This is a genomic window from Amycolatopsis mongoliensis, from assembly GCF_030285665.1.
In the GTDB taxonomy this organism is placed as follows: Bacteria; Actinomycetota; Actinomycetes; order Mycobacteriales; family Pseudonocardiaceae; genus Amycolatopsis; species Amycolatopsis mongoliensis.
The window spans coordinates 1,418,027-1,434,504 of the sequence record NZ_CP127295.1; the positions used below are offsets into that span (position 1 = coordinate 1,418,027).

The following is a 16,478-nucleotide window of genomic DNA, read 5'->3' on the forward strand; positions in this document are numbered from 1 at the left end:
GTGTCGGGACCGGAGCGGAGGCCTGCACGCACCGCGGGAGCGGTGGTCTGCCGCGGGTCAGTGCCGCCGGTGGGACAGGCCGTACCCGTACGGGAACAAGGCCTGCTGCCCGTCACCCACGTTGATCGGTTCCTGCGAAGAACTCTTCGGCCAGCTGAAGCTCAACCGCCCGGTCGGGCTGTAGTCGCCGTACAGCACGTCCGCGACCCCGGCCCCTTCGGATCCCGGCAGCCGGGCAGCAAACCCCGGGATGTCCAGTGGCCGCCCGGAAACCGTCACCACGACCAGGGGCCTTCAGCTTGCCGATGAGGGCGAGGTCCTCGGCGTCGAGGCCGAGTCCGTTCGGCCGGTCGCCCTGCCCTTCGGCGTACGGCGTTTCGCCCACCACGGCGACTGCGACCTTGAAACCGGCGTCGATTCCGTCACCCGCACGGTCATACGTCACCTCCGTGCCCTTCCCGGCACCGGAGCGGATGCCGTCGAGGATCGTCGTGCCAGGGATGACCGCTCGCCACTCCGGCCCTGCCAGGTCAGCGTCCAGCCACCCGCCTGGTTGCCCATGTCGTTCGCGTTCTTCCCGGCCACGAAGATCTTGTTGTTCTTCTTGGCCGGCGGCAGGACCCCGGTGTTCTTCAGCAGCACCTGCGACTCGCGCACCGCCTGCCGTGCCACGGCGCGGTGTGCCGCGCCGCCGAAGTCCTTCTGCAGCGAGCGATCCGGGTACGGGTGCTCGAACAGGCCGAGCTGGAACTTCTCCGTGAGGATCCGCCGGTCGGCGTCGTCGATGCCCACCATCGGGACGTGTCCCTTCAGCAGGTCCGTGACGAGGAACTTGCCGCCGTGGGCGACCGCGGCGCGGAACGGCGGCAGGTGGATGCGCCGCAGCTCGGTGAGGCTGATCTGCGTGGTGCCCTGGTCGACACCGCCGGTCGTGCCGCCGTCGCCGATGAAGTGCTGGGCGGTGGCCATGATCGACGTGCGGTCGGCGAGGTCGCGGCCCGGCAGGCCCTCGATGACCACGGAGTTCTCGACGGCGTTGCGCGGGATCTCGCCGAAGGACTCGTACGTGCGACCCCAGCGGTCGTCGCGGGCGACGCACAGGCACGGCGCGAAGCCCCACTTCACGCCGGTGGCGGCGGCTTCGTTCGCAGTGACCGCGCCGATCTTCTCGACCGGCCGCGGGGCGTTCGCGGCGCCGAGCCGGCGTGTTCGGGGTCGGCGTCGAGCCGCCGCCGGAGAGGAGGGAGCCGAGCCGGGCGGTCGCGGACCGGGCGGGCGTGGCGGCCTCGGGGCGTGCGGGTTCTTGTAGCGCGGCGTCGTGGCCGCGGAAGCCACCGGCACCAGCGCGGTGCCGGCCAGGAGGAGAGGGGCGAAGACAGCGGCACGCAGTGATCTCTCGGCGCGGAGGAGCGGCATTGTTCCCTCCGAAAACGATCAATCGACCCATATGTTGCGAGCCACAACAAACTAGCTCTCCCGCCGCATGACGCCGGTCACAATTCGGTTACGGCGAGCGTCCGGGTACGTTCGCCCTGTGCAGTTCGTCCTCGCCTCCCAGTCCCCCGCCCGGCTCGCCCTCCTGCGCTCCGCGGGCCTCGATCCGGCCGTGTTCGTCTCCGGTGTCGACGAGGACGCCGTCGCCGCGTCGCTGACCGACCCGTCGCCGCCCGAACTCGTCGCGGCCCTCGCCACAGCCAAGGCCGAAGCGGTCCTCGACCAGGTCGCCGCGGCCCACCCGGACGCCGTCGTCGTCGCCTGCGACTCGATGCTGAACATCGGCGGGCAGATGGTCGGCAAGCCGGCCAGCCCGGACATCGCGCGGCAGCGCTGGGCCGCGATGGCGGGCACATCCGGTGAACTCCTCACCGGCCACGCGGTCGTCCGGCTCGACGGCGGGACGCGCGCCAAGGAGACCAGCGGCTGGGAGTCCACGAGCGTCCGGTTCGGCACACCGAGCGCGGAGGAGATCGACGCCTACGTCGCGACCGGCGAGCCGCTGCACGTGGCCGGCGGCTTCACGATCGACGGCCTGGGCAGCTGGTTCGTCGACGGGCTCGACGGCGGCCACACGAGCGTCATCGGCATCAGCCTGCCGCTGACGCGCCGACTGCTCGCCGAGGTCGGCGTGAGTGTCGTAGATCTCTGGCGACGTCCCGGATCCTGAGAAGAGCGCCACACCAGCGGGTGATCCGGAAGAGTCCTTCCTTGCCTGACGTTCTCCTGACGAGGCAAAACAGGAAACTTTCGAGCACCGGAGTCGCCCCGTGTCTTTTTTACGGACCTACACCAGGCCGCGGGTGTTCGCGGCCGCGGTTCTCGGCTCGCTCGTCGTCGGCGCCCTGCTCGGCGTCGTCGCGCGGCAGACCGAGGCCGGCTGGCTGACCGATCTCCTCGACCAGATCGGCACCATCTTCACCACGCTGCTGCAGATCGCGGTGATCCCGCTGGTCTTCACGGCGATCGTGGTCGGCATCAACAGCCTCCGGAAGCTCGGCGGCGGCCGCACCGCCGCGCGCCTCGGCGGCAAGACCGTCATGTGGTTCGCCATCACGTCGTTCATCGCCTCGCTGATCGGCATCGCGGTCGGCCGGATCTTCGACCCCGGTTCGGGCGGGCTCGGCGGCGTCACGGCGACCGCCAAGAACGCGGGCAAGGCCGCCGCCAGCGTCGACCACTGGGGCTCGTGGAGCGCGTTCGTGAACGGGCTTCTGCCGGAGAACTTCGTGAAAGCGTTTGCCGACGGCGAGACGCTGCAGGTGCTGTTCCTCGCGCTGGTCATCGGCGCGGCCGCGTACAGCCTGGGTGACAAGGCGAAGCCGTTCGTGGACTTCACGACGAGCGTCTTCGAAATCATCCAGCGCTACCTCGGCTGGATCGTCCGGCTGGCCCCGATCGGCATCATCGGCCTGATCGGCGCGGCGGTCTCCAACTACGGCGACGCGCTGTTCCGCCCGCTGTTCTCCACCACGCTCGCGGTGTACGTCGGCTGCCTGCTCGTGCTGTTCGTCGTCTACCCGATCCTGCTGCGGTTCGTGGCGAAGGTCAGCCCGCTGAAGTTCTTCGCGAAGGCGGGCACGGCGATCCAGTTCGCGTTCGCCTCGCAGTCCTCGGCCGCGACGCTGCCGCTGACCCGCCAGTCCGCGGTGAACCTCGGCGTCCAGCCGGCGTACGCGGCCTTCGCGACCCCGCTCGGCAGCGCGACGAAGATGGACGGCTGCGCGGCGGTCTTCCCGGCGATCGCGGCGATCTTCGTCGCCAACCTGGCCGGGGTGTCGCTGAACTTCTGGCAGTACGCGGGCATCGTGGTGGTCGCGGTGGTCGGCGCACTGGCGACGGCCGGCACCACGGGCTGGCTGACGGCGTTCACGCTGACGACGTCGTTCATCGGCCTCGACGCCAAGCAGGTCGCGCTCGGCCTGGCGCTGATCTACTCGGTCAACCCGATCATGGACATGATGCGCACGGCGACGAACGTGGCCGGCCAGATCGTGGTCCCGGTGGTCGTGGCCCGCGGCGAAGGCCTCCTCGACGACGAGGTCCTCGACGCGCCGACGGACAACCCGCAGCACAGCGACGAGGGCACCGAGGCCCGCCACACCGCCCCGGCCCCCGCCTGACCCGAAGGCCGTGAAGGCCTCCTTCCGGGCCTTTAGAGCCGGGAAGGAGGCCTTCACGGCTTTTCAGGAGCCAGGGCAGGTGCGGAGGTCGGCGCGGGTCAAGCGGATGTCCGGCCAGCCGCGCAGGTCCGAAGGTGCCGTGTACCGGCGCGTGCAGCCCACCGACTTGCCCGTCAGGTCGTACACCTGGCCCAGCACCGGCGCCGCGTCGCACTGGGACGTGCCCGGCTCCGCGCCGTGGCAGTCGTGGCGGACCACGATCACGTCCGGGCGGCCGTCGGCCGTGACGTCGTAGAGCGACAGCGTCCCCGCGTCCGCGAAATACGGCTTGCCCGGCGCGCGCCACACTCCCCCGCTCGCGACCAGCAGCTCGCCGTAGGCCGCGGTCCCCCGGTCGCCGACGTCGCCGCGGACCAGGCACGTCGGCGCCGCGCCGTCGATGCAGCGCAGCGAGTTCTGGTCCAGCCGCACGCCGAGCTGGGCGATCGACAGCTCGAACACCGTGCCCGGCTCCGGCCCGACGCGCACCCGCGCCGAACCACCCGCCGCGTCGGCGAGCAGCACCACCGGCGTCCCGCCGACCGTCATCGCCGCGAGCTGGCGGCACGGGCCGCCGCCGCAGGTCACCACCGGGGACACCGGGGCGGCCGCGGGCTCCGCCACGTCGGCGGGCGCCTCCGGCCGCGGCCGGAGCAGGAACACCACGGCGATCGCGCCGACGGTCACCACCGCGGCCAGCACCGCGGTGAGCAGCGCCGACCGAGGCGTCCGCGCCGCCGAAGTCCGCATGAGACAGAGCGTAAGCCGCGTCGCGACTGTGTGTGGGCAGCGGCCCGGCGGGGTGTGGCTGAAATCCCCCGGCCGTGCACCCTTCCGAGGCAACCCGGCCTAGCGGAACGTGTCCGTCTATGTTGTCCGGGTGACCAACCCGAACCTTCCCCCGCCCTCTACCTGCCGACCGGGCCGGCCAGCGCCGAGACCGAAGGCGCGTCGATCGAGCTGCGCCGCACGCCGGACGGTCGCACCGCCCTGGTCGCGTTCACCGCGCTCGACCGGCTGATCGACTGCTGCGGCGAGCACCAGCCGTGGGTGCTGGTGAACACCGAGCACCTGCCGAAGGTGCACGCGGCGAACCCGTACGACGTCATCGTGCTGGACTCGCCGCTGCCCCAGGAGCTGCGCCACCACGTCTGAGCGTGGTTCAGCTCTCACTCAAGGGACTCCCGACGCCATATCCGTAGACTTCCCCGTACCGCGAAAGCGGTCAGCAATGCAGCTGTCGGGACGCAGGAGGTGCGGGGTGGCCGAGCAGGTCGGCGAATCCACCGGTGGTCCGGTGACCAAGATCCTGGTCGCCAACCGGGGCGAGATCGCGGTACGCGTGATCAGAGCCGCCAAGGACGCTGGACTGACCAGCGTCGCGGTGTACGCCGATCCGGACCGCGACGCACCGCACGTGCGCCTGGCCGACGAGGCCTTCGCACTCGGCGGCACCACGGCGGCCGAGAGCTACCTCAACTTCGACAAGCTGCTCGACGCCGCCAAGCGCGCGGGCGCCGACTCGGTCCACCCGGGCTACGGCTTCCTCTCCGAGAACGCGGACTTCGCCCAGGCCGTGCTCGACGCCGGGCTGACCTGGATCGGGCCGAGCCCGCAGGCCATCCGCGACCTCGGTGACAAGGTCACCGCCCGCCACATCGCCATGCGCGCGGGCGCACCGCTGGTGCCGGGCACGAAGGAGCCGGCCAAGGACGCCGACGAGATCGTCGCGTTCGCCGACGAGCACGGCCTGCCGGTCGCCATCAAGGCCGCGTTCGGCGGCGGCGGCCGCGGCCTGAAGGTCGCGCGCACCCGCGAAGAGATCCCTGAGCTGTTCGAGTCGGCGACGCGCGAAGCGGTTGCCGCTTTCGGCCGCGGCGAGTGCTTCGTCGAGCGGTACCTGGACAAGCCGCGCCACGTCGAGGCGCAGGTGCTGGCCGACATGCACGGCAACGCGATCGTCGTCGGCACCCGCGACTGCTCGCTGCAGCGCCGGCACCAGAAGCTCGTCGAGGAGGCGCCCGCGCCGTTCCTGAGCGACGAGCAGCGCAAGCGCATCCACGAGTCGGCGAAGGCGATCTGCAAGGAAGCCGGCTACTACGGCGCCGGCACGGTCGAGTACCTCGTCGCCACCGACGGCACCATCTCCTTCCTCGAGGTCAACACGCGGCTGCAGGTCGAGCACCCGGTCTCGGAGGAGACCACCGGCCTCGACCTCGTCCGCGAGATGTTCCGCATCGCGCGCGGCGAGAAGCTGCGGATCACCGAGGACCCCGAACCGCGCGGCCACTCGATCGAGTTCCGCATCAACGGCGAGGACGCCGGCCGCGGCTTCCTGCCCGCGCCGGGCACGGTGACGAAGTTCGTCGCGCCGAGCGGCCCCGGTGTGCGCGTCGACTCCGGCGTCGAGTCCGGCAGCGTGATCGGCGGCCAGTTCGACTCGATGCTGGCGAAGCTGATCGTCACCGGGTCCGACCGGGAAAACGCGCTCGAACGCAGCCGCCGCGCGCTCGACGAGATGGTCGTCGAGGGCATGGCGACGGTGCTGCCGTTCGACCGCGTGATCGTGAACGACCCCGCGTTCATCGGCGACGAGAACGGCTTCAGCGTGCACACTCGCTGGATCGAGACGGAGTTCGACAACAAGATCGAGCCGTTCGTGGCGCCGGACGTCGAGGCCGCCGAAGAAGAGCCGCGGCACAACGTCGTCGTCGAGGTCGGCGGACGGCGCCTGGAGGTGTCGCTGCCGGGCGGGTTCGCGCTCGAAGGCGGCGCCGGGGGCGGCACGGCCATCAAGGCGAAGCCGCGCAAGCGGGCCGGCGGCGGCAAGGCCGCGGTGAGCGGCGACGCCGTCACCGCGCCGATGCAGGGCACCATCGTCAAGGTCGCCGTCGAAGAGGGCCAGGCGGTCGAAGCCGGTGAGCTGATCGTCGTCCTCGAGGCGATGAAGATGGAGAACCCGGTCACCGCACACAAAGCGGGCACGATCACCGGTCTTTCGGTCGAGGTCGGCGCCGCCGTGACGCAGGGCACGCAGCTTCTCGAGATCAAGTAGGGCCGTTCGTTACAGATGTCGTGGTGGGCCGCCCCGGTGGCGGCCTACCATCGACTACGTGACCGAAGTCCCGTCTCCGCAGCTGCGGATCAGCGACCAGAACCGCGAGTCCGCGCTGTCCGCGCTCGGTGAGCACATGAGCGCGGGGCGGATCGACATCGACGAGTACGGCGAGCGCTCGGCGCGGATTACCGCGGCGAAGACGCGCGGCGAGCTCGTCGAGATCTTCGCGGACCTGCCCGCGCCGCACCCCCGCTACGACGACGGCCCGCAGGCCGTCGCGGCGCCCGAGCCGGCCCGGGAGGCCGCACCGGCACCGCGGCACCCGGGTTCGCCCGAAGGCTGGACCGGCCCGCAGCGGTTCGTCGCCGCGTTCCTCCCGCTGGTCTGGATCGCAGCGATCGCGTTGATCGCCACCGGCGTCGTGCACGGAACGCTGATCCTCGTCCCGATCGGGCTGAGCATCTTCGGCCGGTCGATGTGGGGCCACGGCGGGCACCACGACCACCACCACGACCGCCGCGAGCGGCACCTGCGCGACCGGGAGCGGCGGCGCGAGCTACGCGACTCGTTCCGCGACCACCGGCGCGGCCTGGACCGCTGACCCACCGTGGGCGACATGCGGCTGAGCGACGCCGAACGCCAGGACGCCCTGGACGTCCTCGAAGAGCACGTCCGTTCCGGGCGCCTCGACATCGACGAGTACGGCACCCGCTCCGCGAAGGTCACCGCGGCCAAGCGGGTGAGCGACCTCGTGCCCCTGTTCGACGACCTGCCCTCGCCGCGCCCGAGCGCACTGCTCAACGGGGCCACCGCGCCCCAGGTCCCGGTCATGTCCGGCGAAGGCCCGCTGGCGCTCTTCCTGACCCGCAGCGCTGTCCCGATCGCGATCGTCCTCGCGATCGTGGTGCTCATCCTGTCCCGCGGCAGGCTGCTGATCATCTCGGTCGCGCTGCCGCTGGTCGTCGCGATGCTCGCGGGGGCCCGCCGTCGACGCTGAGCCTGCGAGAATCACCCCGTGATGGGCGTGGTTCCGGGCGCGCTGGACGCCCGAGGCGAGCGGCTGGCCGGGCCGGTCTTCACCGGCGTCGGCCTGGCCGGGCTCGCCGCGTGCGTGGTGTGGGGGCCCGGCGTCCGGGGCATCACGCTGGTCGTCGTCGTGGCCGCCGCCGTGTGGGTGCCGCTCCTGATCCCGTTGTTCCCGCACCGGCGGGCGCACCCGTGGCTGGCCGCCGGCTACTACGCCGGCGTGCTCGCGGCCGCGACCGTGCTGGTGGCGCGCGAGGACACGTTCATGGGCTTCGCGTCCTTCGGCTACCCGCTCGCTTTCGTGCTCTTCCCGGCGCGGTGGGGGTTCTTCGCGGTGGCCGCGACGGCGACGCTGCCGCTGCTGGCCGCCGACTCGGACTCGCGCAGCCCGACCTGGGTGCTGGTCCTGTCGATGGCCGGCCCGCTGCTGTACGCCGCGTGGTTCGTCGGCGCCGAGAGCGAGCAGCGGCGGAAGGCGAACGTCCGGCTGGAGGCCGCGCTCGAGGAGAACGCGGAGCTGCACGCGCAGCTCGTCGCCCACGCACGCGAAGCCGGCGTGCTCGGCGAACGGCAGCGGATGGCCCGCGAAATCCACGACACGCTCGCCCAGGGCCTGACCGGGATCGTCACGCAGCTGCAGGCCGCCGACGGCCCCGACCGGGACCGGCGGGTGGAGCAGGCGAAGACGCTCGCCCGCGAAAGTCTCGGCGAAGCACGTCGCGCGGTGCAGGCGCTGCGGCCGGAGCCGCTGCTCGAAGCCCAGCTGCCGGAAGCGCTTTCCCGGCTGGCCCGGCGGGTCTCCGAGACGTCCGGGGTCGCGGTCCGGGTGGAGACGACCGGAGACGCGCGCCCCCTGCTGCCCGATCTGGAGGAGACGCTGTACCGCGTCACCCAAGAGGCACTGGCGAACGCGGAAAAGCACGCCAAGGCGTCGCGCATCGGAGTGACACTGTCCTATGCGGACGACCTGGTGCTGCTCGACGTCGTCGACGACGGCGTCGGCTTCCGCCCCGGCGACCGGGGCGACGGCACGGGGTTCGGCCTGGAGGCGATGCGGCAGCGCGTCCGGCGGGTGGCGGGAACGCTGTCGATCGAGAGCGCACCGGGCGGCGGCACGGCCGTCAGCGCCCAGGTGCCGGCACTCTGAGATCGCTCCGTTCACCGGGCAACCGGCACCCCGCGGCTCTCGTGGAAACCGACGGTCCTGCCGTTGATCTGGCGCCCGACGCCGTGAAGCGGCCTTGATCGCCGGTCCGGGGGCGGCGTGCTCCCGGCCTGGCTAGGCTGGGCGGAGTGGAACCGGTGGAGATCAACGCGGGCACCTACTACCTGCGCCAGCTGCGCGCCGACCGGCACATCGACGACCGGCCGCTGCTCATGGAGGCGTTCGCCGATCCGACGCATCGCAAGTACGTGCTGAACTACCGCCTGCGCACCCTCGACGAGGCAACGGAGTACGTGGCGCTGCGGGCGGCCCAGTGGGCGGGCGACGAGCGCTGCTCGTGGGCGATCGCGGAGCCGACGTCGGGCCGGCTGCTGGGCGAGGTGGGCCTGCGCGAGCTGAACCTCGACGCGGCGTACGCGGAGGCGACGGTCTGGGTCCACCAGGCCGAGCGGGGCAAGGGCATCGCGACGACGGCGTTGAACGCGGCCTTGCGCTTCGGCTTCGGCGGCCTGGGGCTGACCGAGGTGAGCTACCGCTACGAGGAGAGCAACAAGGCATCGGCGATCGTGGCGGAGCGCTGCGGGTTCACGCTGGTCGGCCCGGAAGCCGACCCCGCCCCGACCGGCGAGCGCCTGATCCGCTGGCACCGCACGGCCTGACGAGGCCCGGCTGGGTGGTGGGTGGCTGCCTGGTCGTGCGGCCTTGGTGTCTTGAATGACCCATTCACCTCATCCGGCGACAGGTATGAGTCATTCAAGACGTTCGGGCAACCGTCGCCGCAGCGGGCCCGCCGGCCACGCACGGCCTTGACAAGCCCCCGCCCTCCCAGGGGGGCGGCCCCGAGGCCAGTCTATCGGCGCCCCCGGACGAATCCGGTCCGTAAGCGGGCGTCCGGCGTCGGCTGTCCACAACCTTGCCTGGCTGTGGACACGCCTCTCAGCTCGCCGGCTCCGTGATGCCCGCCCGGGCTTCCGGGGCCGCCGACCGCAACGCGTCCGCTGCCTCGTCGCTCGGCTGACTTTGGGACTCCCTCTCCGCCTCCACCCGGGCGTTGTAGACCTCGATCTCCCGCTTCACCGTTTCGGGTGACCAGCCGAGGACTTCACCCACCAGTGTTGCCACCTGCTCCGCGCAGTCCACCCCGCGGTGCGCGTACTCGATCGAGATGCGCGTCCGGCGGGCCAGGACGTCCTCCAGGTGCAGCGCCCCCTCGTGCGAAGCCGCGTACACCACCTCGACGCCGAGGTAGTCCGGGGCGTGCTCGATCGGCTTCAGCAGCTCCGGGCGGCCGTTCGCCGAGGCCAGGACCTCGTTGACCAGCGACCCGTAACGGTCCAGCAGGTGCCGAACCCGGTAGGGGTGCAGGCCGTGCTCGGCGGCCAGGTGGTCGGCCTGGTTGACCAGCGCGTGGTAGCCGTCCGCGCCCAGCAGCGGGACCTTGTCCGTGATCGACGGCTGCGAGCGGCCCGGCAGGTCCACCGCCGCCGCGTCGACGGCGTCCGCCGCCATCACCCGGTACGTCGTGTACTTGCCGCCCGCGATCGCGACCAGGCCCGGCGCCACCCGCGCCACCGCGTGCTCGCGCGAAAGCTTCGACGTCTCTTCGCTCTCCCCCGCCAGCAACGGGCGAAGGCCCGCGTACACGCCTTCGATGTCGTCGTGCGTCAGCGGGGTCGCCAGGACGCTGTTGACGTGCTCGAGGAGGTAGTCGATGTCGTGCTTCGTCGCCGCCGGGTGCGCGAGGTCCAGGTTCCAGTCCGTGTCCGTGGTCCCCACGATCCAGTGGTTGCGCCACGGGATCACGAACAGCACCGACTTCTCGGTGCGCAGGATCATCCCCGACTCCGAGACGATCCGGTCGCGCGGCACGACGATGTGCACGCCCTTGCTGGCACGCACGCGGAACCGCCCGCGGCCGCCGGAGAGCCGCTGCAGCTCGTCGGTCCACACGCCGGTGCAGTTGATCACCGCGGCCGCCGAGATCTCCGTCTCGCGCCCGTCCTCGACGTCGCGCACGCGCACGCCGGACACCCGGTCGGCCTCGCGCAGGAACCCGACGACCTGGGTCGACGTCCGCACGACCGCGCCGTAGTGCGCCGCCGTCCGCGCCACCGTCATCGTGTGGCGGGCGTCGTCGGACTGCGCGTCGTAGTAGCGGATCCCGCCGATCAGCGCGGACCGCTTGAGCGCCGGCACCATCCGCAGCGCACCCGCGCGGGTCAGGTGCTTCTGGCCCGGGACGCTGCGGGCGCCGCCCATCGTGTCGTACATCAGCAGGCCGGCGGCGGTGTACGGCCGCTCCCACACGCGGCGCGTCAGCGGGTAGAGGAAGCTGACCGGCTTGACCAGGTGCGGCGCGAGGGTCGTCAGCATCAGCTCGCGTTCGCGCAGCGCCTCCCGGACCAGGCCGAACTCGAGCTGTTCCAGGTAGCGCAGGCCGCCGTGGAAGAGCTTGCTCGACCGGCTCGACGTCCCCGAAGCGAGGTCGCGGGCTTCGACCAGCGCGACCCGCAGCCCGCGCGTGGCGGCGTCCAGCGCCGTGCCCGCGCCGACCACGCCGCCGCCGATGATGACCACGTCGAAGGTCTCGTTGCCGAGCCGCTGCCAGGTCTGTTCCCGCTTGGCCGGGCCCAGTCGAGCCGGGTTGGTCTCCGCTGCGTGCTGCGCACTGGCCACGTGACACTCCTTCTCGTGCTGGCGAGGCTTCCAGCATCGCACGACCTGGTGATCCTCCGCCCGTCCACGGATGACACGTGTGGCGTAACCCTCCGCGATCTTGAAAAGATTCCGCTACCCGGTGCTTGGAATCCGGTTCTACGCCCCGGTAACGTCGCGCGGACGTGGGTCGGCAACGGTGCCGTGGCACGCCGTGATCGACCCTGCGCAGAGTGTCCAGTGTGGAGGTGCAGCGGTGAGTGCTGGGGCAATAATCGTCTGGGAACTACTGGGAACGGCCGCGCTGATCCTGCTCGGCAACGGTGTGGTCGCGAACCACGTGCTCCGTAAGAACAACGGCCACAACGCCGGGTTCCTGTTCATCAACTTCGGCTGGGCGTTCGCCGTCTTCACCGGCGCCAGCATCGCCGCGCCCAGCAAGGCGCACCTCAACCCCGCCGTCACCCTCGGGTCAGCCATCGCAGGTGGCACCAAGTGGGCTGACGTGCCGTTCTACTTCATCGGGCAGATGGCCGGCGCGATCATCGGCGCGGTGCTCTGCTGGGCCGCGTACAAGCTGCAGTTCGACGATCACCCCGAGCCCGAGAACACGCTCGGCATCTTCTCCACCGCACCTCAAATCCCGAACACCGTGTGGAACCTCGTCACCGAGATCATCGGCACCTTCGTCCTGGTCGCCTGGATTCTGTTCAGCCCAATCGCAGGCCCGTACTCGCCAGGAGGCACCCCGAGCTTCGGCAACTCCGCGCTGGGGTACGCGGGCGTCTCGTTCGTCGTCCTCGTGATCGGTACCTCGCTCGGCGGGCCGACGGGCTACGCCATCAACCCGGCCCGTGACCTCGGCCCGCGCATCGCGTACGCGTTCCTGCTGCCGATCAAGAACAAGGCCAACGCCAACTGGGGCTACTCGTGGATCCCGGTCGTCGGCCCGCTGGCCGGTGGCGCCCTGGCCGCGCTGCTCTACCTCGGCGTGCACAACCTGACCTGATCGCCCACCTACCGGATTCCTGGAGCACACATGACTTCGTACGTAGCCGCGATCGACCAGGGCACCACGTCGACCCGGTGCATGATCTTCAACCACGAAGGCCGCGTGGTCTCGGTCGACCAGCGCGAGCACGAGCAGATCTTCCCGAAGGCCGGCTGGGTCGAGCACAACGCCGAGGAGATCTGGGAGAACACGCGCCGGGTCGCCGCGGGCGCACTGGCCAAGGCCGACCTGACCGCGTCCGACATCGCCGCCGTCGGAATCACCAACCAGCGCGAAACCGCGCTGGTCTGGGACAAGACGACCGGCAAGCCGGTGTACAACGCGATCGTCTGGCAGGACACCCGCACCGACAAGATCGTCACCGAGCTCGGCAACCTCGGCGGCGGCCAGGAGCGCTACCGCGAGAAGGTCGGCCTGCCGCTCGCGACGTACTTCTCCGGGCCGAAGGTCAAGTGGATCCTCGACAACGTCGAAGGCGCGCGCGAGAAGGCCGAAGCCGGCGACCTGATCTTCGGCAACATGGACACCTGGGTGCTGTGGAACATGACCGGCGGCGCCGACGGCGGCGTGCACGTCACCGACCCGACCAACGCGTCGCGCACCATGCTGATGGACCTCGACACCCTGCAGTGGGACGCCGAGATCGCCGGTGAGATGGGCATCCCCCTTTCGATGCTGCCGGAGATCCGCTCCTCGTCCGAGGAGTACGGCAAGGTCCGCGAGAAGGGCGCGCTGGCCGGCGTGCCGATCGCGGGCATCCTGGGCGACCAGCAGGCCGCGACGTTCGGCCAGGCCTGCCTTTCCCCCGGCGAGGCCAAGAACACCTACGGCACCGGCAACTTCATGCTGCTCAACACCGGCACCGAAAAGGTGATGTCGCAGAACGGGCTGCTCACCACGGTCTGCTACAAGATCGGCTCGAACGACACGATCTACGCGCTGGAAGGCTCCATCGCGGTGACCGGTTCGCTGGTGCAGTGGCTGCGCGACAACCTCGGCATGATCTCGACCGCGGCCGAGATCGAAGAGCACGCGCGCAGCGTCGAGGACAACGGCGGCGCGTACTTCGTCCCGGCGTTCTCGGGTCTGTTCGCTCCTTACTGGCGGTCCGACGCCCGCGGCGCGATCGTCGGGCTCACCCGGTTCGTCAACAAGGGCCACCTGGCTCGCGCGGTCCTGGAGGCGACGGCGTTCCAGTCCCGCGAGGTGATCGACGCGATGAACGCCGACTCCGGTGTCCCGCTGAAGTCGCTCAAGGTGGACGGCGGCATGGTCGTCAACGAGCTGCTCATGCAGTTCCAGGCCGACATCCTCGGCGTGCCGGTGATCCGCCCGGTGGTCGCCGAGACCACCGCGCTGGGTGCCGCGTACGCCGCCGGGCTGGCGGTCGGGTTCTGGAAGTCCGAGGACGACATCCGGAACAACTGGGCGAAGGACAAGCAGTGGGACCCGTCGATGGACGAGGCCCGCCGCGAATCCGAGTACCGCAACTGGAAGAAGGCCGTGACGAAGACCTTCGACTGGGTTTCCGAAGACGACTGACCGGCCGGGGCCGGGGGCGTCGTCCGGCGCCTCCGGCCGCAGCCGCATTCCCCTACGGCTTCCCCACCCCCGCGCCGGCCTTCAGTTGTCCCAGCCCTCCGGTTTCCCGGACTGCTCGTTGGGCGCGATGACCAGGAACGGCACGCCCTGGTCGTCCATCACCCGCACCTGCCGCCCGTAGGGTGAGTCGAACGGCTGGTCCAGCGCCTGGCCGCCCAGCTCCACCACCTTGGCCGCGCTCTCGTCGGCGTCCGCCACCGAGAAGTACGTCGACCAGTGCGACGGCACCTCCGCCGGCACCGAATCGGGCAGGGCGCCGAGCCCGCCGACCGGGCGGCCGTCGAGCAGCAGTGCCGCGTACGTGAAGTCGTCGTTCGACAGGTCCTGGAACCCGTAGCCGAACACCTGCTCGTAGAACGCCTTGGCCGCCGGGTAGTCGCGGCTCATGCACTCGTTCCACGCCAGCGTCCCCGGCGCCGCCGTGACCTGCGTGCCCAGGTGGTTGCCCGGCTCCCACAGCCCGAAGACCGCGCCCGCCGGGTCGGCTGCCACCGCCATCCGGCCTTCCTTCATCACTTCCATCACCGGCACGACGATCTGCCCGCCCGCCTCGGTGATCGCCGCGGCCGTCTTGTCCACGTCGGACACCGACAGGTAGGTCGTCCACACCGGAGGTATGTCCTGCCCCGGCGGTGTCTGGCCGATCCCGGCGACCGGGCGGCCGCTCAGCTCCGCCATGCCGTAGAAGCCGGTTTCCTCACCGCCCGTCTGCACGTCCCAGCCGAACAGCCCGCTGTAGAAGGCCACCGCTTTCGCCTGGTCGGGCACCATCAGGTCCACCCAGCTGGGCGTGCCGTCAGGCCACCGCTCGTCCCGGAACAACATCTCCACTCCCAACCCTCGTCCGCGCCGCCTCGGGTGACGGCCGACACAGTCTGGCACCCACCACCGACAAAACCAGGGCCGAAGGACTCTCAGTGGCCGACGAGCCGGGCGTAGACGACGATGTTGTCGACGTAGTTGTGCGCGCTCCGGTCGAAGACACCGCCGCAGGTGATCAGCCGCAGCTCAGGACCGGCGGTGTCGTCGTACACGCCTTCCTTCTCGAAGTCCTGCTTCGGCACCTGGTGCACCTTCGTCACCTCGAACAGGGCTGTCGTCCCGTCCTTGCGCGCGATCGAGACGCGGTCGCCCGCGGCCAGCTCCTTGAGCCGGTAGAAGATGCCCTTCTGGTGGTTGCCGTCGACGTGCCCGAGAACAATGGCCGGGCCGACCTCGCCCGGCGTCGGCGCGTAGGTGTACCAGCCCGCCTGCAGCGGCGTGGTCACCGGCGGCACCTGGATCGTGTTGTCCGCGTTGACGCCCAGCGGGACCAGCGACGAGTGCGCGCCGATCTTCGGGATGTCGATCGAGACCGGGTCGGACTTGGGCAGCGCGGCGACGGCGTCGGCGGCCCGACCACCGGCCGTCGGTTGCGGGTTCACCGCGACCGGCCGGGCGGGCGGCGGCTGCGCGGCCGGCGGCTCGGGCCCGCCGCCGAGCGTCAGCGCCAGCACCACCAGTGCGGCCGGCAGCGCCACGACCAGCGCGATCAGGTAGCCCCGTCTGCTCGTGATCCTGGTGGTCATGCTCCCCCCTCGCGCCTTCCTGCGGGCTACCCGTCCGGGCGGCCCGATCGGTGGGCCGCCCGGACGCTACCCCCTGGCCCGCTCAGCGGCGCCGGGCCCGCCGGGCGAGCACGAGACCGCTGCCGCCGACCGCGAGAACGCCCATGGCCGCCGCGGCCTCGAGCGGCGTGCCCGAGCCGCCGGCCGGGCCGTCCGGGCCGCCGGTCTGCGGCGCGCCCGCCGGCACCTTCGTGACCTGCTTGGTGCCCGGGTTCCCGGCCGGGAGCACCTCGAGCGACGCGGTCGAGGTCTCCGGGCCGCAGTGCAGCGTCACGGCGTACTTGCCGGGCTTGAGGTTCTTGACGGTGCCGGTCACCCACTGGTCGGAGGTGCCAGGCTTGCCGAAGGTCAGCGCCACCGACCGGACGTAGCGCTTCTCGCCCGGCTGGGTCCGGCAGCCGAAGGCGAGCTTCACCGTCGTGCCGGGCAGGGCCTTGGCCGTCGACAGGGACAGGGGCAGCGCCACCCGGCCCGCCGTGGTGGGCGGCGGCGCGGTGGTCGGCGACGTGTTCGCGAGCGCCGCGCCGGGCGCGAGGACGAGGAAAGCCGTGGCGATGCCCGCGACGACCGCAGTCTTCTTCATTCTTTTCTCCCCTGTGGAATCGGTGAACAAAGCAATACCCGGACACCGGTCGCAGTTCCCCCTGCCTCGGCTTCGTCCGCTTGCTTGTGTACCCCAAGACGTCTCCACCTGCGG

Annotated in this window: 14 protein-coding genes and 2 pseudogenes; 10 read left to right on the top strand and 6 right to left on the bottom strand. The window is 71.0% G+C overall.

The features are described 5' to 3' along the window. Positions 1-57: 57 nt before the first annotated feature. Positions 58-1,416 (bottom strand): annotated as a pseudogene (locus tag QRX60_RS06600) (glycoside hydrolase family 3 C-terminal domain-containing protein). A 118-nt stretch (positions 1,417-1,534) separates the two neighbouring features. Between QRX60_RS06600 and QRX60_RS06605 the strand changes: the two are divergent. Further along, positions 1,535-2,164, top strand: coding sequence for a Maf family protein (locus tag QRX60_RS06605; protein ID WP_285999911.1), 630 nt, complete (start codon positions 1,535-1,537; stop codon positions 2,162-2,164). A 100-nt stretch (positions 2,165-2,264) separates the two neighbouring features. Then, positions 2,265-3,617, top strand: a complete 1,353-nt coding sequence (locus QRX60_RS06610; RefSeq protein ID WP_285999912.1) for a dicarboxylate/amino acid:cation symporter — start codon at positions 2,265-2,267, stop codon at positions 3,615-3,617. A gap of 63 nt (positions 3,618-3,680) precedes the next feature. On the opposite strand, the gene QRX60_RS06615 is transcribed toward QRX60_RS06610, so the two are convergent. Beyond that, positions 3,681-4,406, bottom strand: coding sequence for a hypothetical protein (locus QRX60_RS06615; protein ID WP_285999913.1), 726 nt, complete (start codon positions 4,404-4,406; stop codon positions 3,681-3,683). Positions 4,407-4,536: 130 nt separating this feature from the next. On the opposite strand from QRX60_RS06615, the pseudogene QRX60_RS06620 reads away from it, so the two are divergent. The 6 genes and pseudogenes from QRX60_RS06620 (at position 4,537) to QRX60_RS06645 (ending at position 9,564) form a co-directional block, all read left to right on the top strand. After that, positions 4,537-4,811: pseudogene (locus QRX60_RS06620) on the top strand (SAV_915 family protein). A gap of 106 nt (positions 4,812-4,917) precedes the next feature. Then, positions 4,918-6,711, top strand: a complete 1,794-nt coding sequence (locus QRX60_RS06625) for an acetyl/propionyl/methylcrotonyl-CoA carboxylase subunit alpha (protein WP_285999914.1) — start codon at positions 4,918-4,920, stop codon at positions 6,709-6,711. A gap of 58 nt (positions 6,712-6,769) precedes the next feature. Then, a complete protein-coding gene (locus QRX60_RS06630) occupies positions 6,770-7,315 on the top strand; it encodes a DUF1707 SHOCT-like domain-containing protein (protein WP_285999915.1) in 546 nt (181 codons plus the stop codon). Between the two features lie 6 nt (positions 7,316-7,321). After that, positions 7,322-7,711, top strand: coding sequence for a DUF1707 SHOCT-like domain-containing protein (locus QRX60_RS06635; protein WP_285999916.1), 390 nt, complete (start codon positions 7,322-7,324; stop codon positions 7,709-7,711). 21 nt (positions 7,712-7,732) lie between these two features. Further along, positions 7,733-8,887, top strand: coding sequence for a sensor histidine kinase (locus tag QRX60_RS06640; protein WP_332845850.1), 1,155 nt, complete (start codon positions 7,733-7,735; stop codon positions 8,885-8,887). A 146-nt stretch (positions 8,888-9,033) separates the two neighbouring features. Next, positions 9,034-9,564 (top strand): GNAT family N-acetyltransferase, encoded by a 531-nt coding sequence (locus tag QRX60_RS06645; RefSeq protein WP_285999918.1) that lies wholly within the window; start codon positions 9,034-9,036, stop codon positions 9,562-9,564. Between the two features lie 277 nt (positions 9,565-9,841). On the opposite strand, the gene QRX60_RS06650 is transcribed toward QRX60_RS06645, so the two are convergent. Continuing rightward, positions 9,842-11,581 (bottom strand): glycerol-3-phosphate dehydrogenase/oxidase, encoded by a 1,740-nt coding sequence (locus QRX60_RS06650; RefSeq protein WP_285999919.1) that lies wholly within the window; start codon positions 11,579-11,581, stop codon positions 9,842-9,844. Between the two features lie 235 nt (positions 11,582-11,816). Between QRX60_RS06650 and QRX60_RS06655 the strand changes: the two genes are divergently transcribed. Both QRX60_RS06655 and glpK read left to right on the top strand, forming a co-directional pair. Then, a complete protein-coding gene (locus QRX60_RS06655) occupies positions 11,817-12,569 on the top strand; it encodes an MIP/aquaporin family protein (RefSeq protein ID WP_285999920.1) in 753 nt (250 codons plus the stop codon). 30 nt (positions 12,570-12,599) lie between these two features. After that, positions 12,600-14,114: a glycerol kinase GlpK gene (glpK, locus tag QRX60_RS06660; protein ID WP_285999921.1), complete on the top strand. Its 1,515-nt coding sequence runs from the start codon at positions 12,600-12,602 to the stop codon at positions 14,112-14,114. A gap of 81 nt (positions 14,115-14,195) precedes the next feature. On the opposite strand, the gene QRX60_RS06665 is transcribed toward glpK, so the two are convergent. The 3 genes from QRX60_RS06665 to QRX60_RS06675 form a co-directional block, all read right to left on the bottom strand. After that, positions 14,196-14,999, bottom strand: coding sequence for a VOC family protein (locus QRX60_RS06665; RefSeq protein ID WP_285999922.1), 804 nt, complete (start codon positions 14,997-14,999; stop codon positions 14,196-14,198). Between the two features lie 89 nt (positions 15,000-15,088). After that, a complete protein-coding gene (locus QRX60_RS06670; RefSeq protein WP_285999923.1) occupies positions 15,089-15,742 on the bottom strand; it encodes a class F sortase in 654 nt (217 codons plus the stop codon). 82 nt (positions 15,743-15,824) lie between these two features. Further along, entirely contained in the window at positions 15,825-16,364 is a 540-nt protein-coding gene (locus tag QRX60_RS06675; protein ID WP_285999924.1) for a hypothetical protein, read from the bottom strand. Between the last annotated feature and the right edge of the window lie 114 nt (positions 16,365-16,478).

Bases quoted from the DNA above. Each gene is read 5' to 3' on its own strand.
- QRX60_RS06640 (WP_332845850.1), top strand. From the start codon at position 7,733: ATGGGCGTGGTTCCGGGCGCGCTGGACGCCCGAGGCGAGCGGCTGGCC.
- QRX60_RS06615 (WP_285999913.1), bottom strand. From the start codon at position 4,406: ATGCGGACTTCGGCGGCGCGGACGCCTCGGTCGGCGCTGCTCACCGCG.
- glpK (WP_285999921.1), top strand. From the start codon at position 12,600: ATGACTTCGTACGTAGCCGCGATCGACCAGGGCACCACGTCGACCCGG.
- QRX60_RS06675 (WP_285999924.1), bottom strand. From the start codon at position 16,364: ATGAAGAAGACTGCGGTCGTCGCGGGCATCGCCACGGCTTTCCTCGTC.
- QRX60_RS06665 (WP_285999922.1), bottom strand. From the start codon at position 14,999: ATGTTGTTCCGGGACGAGCGGTGGCCTGACGGCACGCCCAGCTGGGTG.
- QRX60_RS06670 (WP_285999923.1), bottom strand. From the start codon at position 15,742: ATGACCACCAGGATCACGAGCAGACGGGGCTACCTGATCGCGCTGGTC.